At 64.4% G+C, this 2,471-nt stretch carries 2 protein-coding genes and 1 pseudogene; 2 read left to right on the forward strand and 1 reads right to left on the reverse strand.

Annotation, left to right across the window (positions count from 1 at the left end):
- Both QT222_RS02415 and QT222_RS02420 read left to right on the forward strand, forming a co-directional pair.
- The coding region (locus tag QT222_RS02415; RefSeq protein ID WP_491476188.1) for an amidohydrolase at positions 1-1,045 on the forward strand (1,045 nt) is incomplete at its 5' end.
- A 98-nt stretch (positions 1,046-1,143) separates the two neighbouring features.
- Positions 1,144-2,202, forward strand: coding sequence for a sensor histidine kinase (locus tag QT222_RS02420; RefSeq protein ID WP_491476189.1), 1,059 nt, complete (start codon positions 1,144-1,146; stop codon positions 2,200-2,202).
- Here the strand turns inward: QT222_RS02420 and QT222_RS02425 are convergent.
- Positions 2,177-2,471 (reverse strand): annotated as a pseudogene (locus QT222_RS02425) (geranylgeranyl reductase family protein); the annotation flags it as partial. The gene QT222_RS02420 and the pseudogene QT222_RS02425 sit on opposite strands and share 26 nt — an antisense overlap.

Raw genomic sequence — 2,471 nt, forward strand, 5'->3', positions numbered from 1 at the left:
GGCGGATATCCTCGAACGTCTCGCTGGCGGCTACACGGGTGCTGTCGCCGTTCTCGAGCGCGGCGAAGGACCAACTGTCGGCCTCCGCGTGGACATCGACGCCCTCCCAATCACCGAATCCGACGACAGTGACCACCTCCCCGCGGCGGAGGGCTTCCGCTCGGAGAACGAGGGCTTCATGCACGCCTGCGGCCACGACGCCCACGCAACCGTCGGTCTCGGCGTCCTCGACGCCGTTTCCGACTCCGACTTTCAGGGAACATTCAAGGTCTTCTTCCAACCGAGTGAGGAACTCGTCGCCGGCGGAAAAGCCGTCGCAGAGGGCGGCCACCTCGACGACGTGGATTACCTACTCGCGCTTCACGTCGGTCTCGACCACCCGACGGGTGAGGTCGTCTGCGGCGTCGACGGGTTCCTCGCCGTCTCGCACTTCCGCGCGGAGTTCACCGGTGCGCCGGCCCACGCGGGGGCGAAACCTGAAGCGGGCCACAACACGAACCTCGCGGCCGCCGCGGCCATCCAGAATCTCTACGGAATTTCTCGGCACTCCGACGGCGCGACTCGGGTTAACGTCGGGTTAATGGGTGGCGGCACCGCCACGAACATCATCGCCGAAGAGTCGTTCATCGAAGGCGAGGTCCGCGGCGAGACGACTGAACTCATGGAGTACATGGAAGACCGGGCCCACACCGTCATCGAGTCGGCCGCCGAGATGCACGATTGCGACGTCGACATTGCGGTCGAGGGGAAGGCACCGAGCGCCCGGAGCGACGACGCGCTCGCGACCATCGTCGGGCGCGTGAGCGAGGGTGTCGACGGCGTCGAGTCAATCCTCGAAAGCGACGAACTCGGCGGAAGTGAGGACGCGACTTACCTCATGCAACACGTCCAAGACCAAGGCGGCCTCGCCGCCTACGTCGGCGTCGGCACCGACCACCCCGGCGGACACCACACCCGGACGTTTGATGTCGACGAAGAAACAATTCGTATCGCCGTCGACGTGCTCTCGGAGAGTATCGGCCGTATCGCCGCTGACCAGCCCTGAGTCGCGGGGTCTGGACATAATCGGTGGCGAAGTCCCGCACGAACGTCGGCGACGAATCGCCAGCGCTTATTTGTCCCCCCCGTGCATAGCCGCCAGCGATGGGGCCGTTACGAGGTAAATCGACCGAAGACACCGACTTTCGGCCGAGCCTGGCCGTTATCGGGGTCGTTGCCGGGGTTGCCGGCATTCAGGTCGCCCTCTTTTCTACCGCCCCGGGCATCTCGTTGGTGCGGTTCGTCGTCGAACTCCTCTTGGTCCCGATTCCACTCCTCGGCTCGTTCGCCCTCGCCGGGCTTCGTGATGCACAGGCCGTCTGGCGGCCGCTCTACGCCAGGACGCTCCTCGTCGGCATCTATGCTGTGACCGACGCGCTCGACGAGGTTGTCGTCCAGCCAGACATCTTTGCCCTCGTCTTCGAAGACGGCATGCTGTTGGTTGGGTCGCTCGCGCTCGTGTTCGGAGCCGTCAGATGGACGGCCCGTCGGGACGCCCGCGAAGAAGACCTACGCCGACGCAACGAACGACTCGACCAGTTCGCGCAGGTCGTGACCCACGACCTACGGAATCCGCTGAACGTCGCGCAGATGCGCCTCGAACTGGCTCGCGAGGGCCACGGTAACGAACACCTTTCGACAGTCGCCGACGCGCACGACCGGATGGAGGCGCTTATTCAGGACGTGTTGCAGCTCGCACGAAGCGGCGAGACCGTCGGTGAGACCGAACCGATTGGTCTCGCGAGCGTCGCAGCGAGCGCGGTTGCGAACACGAGCCTCAACGCCGCTAGCCTGACCGTCGAAGCCGACGCCGAGTTGCAAGCGGACCCCGGACGACTCACTGCAGTGTTCGAGAACCTCTTCCGTAACTCGGTCGAGCACGCAGACTCTGGTGTTCACGTTCGTGTCGGCCCCCTCGAAGACGGCTTTTTCGTCGAAGACGACGGTCCGGGCATTCCACCGGAAGAACACGACCGAATTTTCGAGTCCGGCTACACGACCGACCCGGAAGGAACCGGGCTCGGCCTCGCTATCGTCTCTGGCGTCGCTGACGCGCACGGCTGGTCGGTTCGTGCGACGACAGGAGAATCCGGGGGTGCCCGATTCGAGTTCCGAGACGTAGTGTTCGCAGATGAGGTTAGTACTTCGGCGTCGCGCCAGTGACCTCGTAGATGTCGTCCATGATACGGTCGCGTTCGGCCTGCCAACCTTCGAGTGCGCTCGGTCGGCTTGGGTAGCGGCCGTAGTGGGCCATCAGGTCGTCGGCGAGTCGCTTCACCTTGAAGAAGTTCACAATCTGTCCCCAGTGGCCGTAACTCGATGCAGCAGTCTGTGCGAGGAGAACTGGGCCGAACGAGGTCGTTTCGGAGCAGAGCGCTTCGGCGAGCTTTTCTCCGGGGAGCGAGGCGATAAGCTCCATCAGGGCGTCCACG

Source organism: Haloferax sp. s1, from assembly GCF_058382125.1.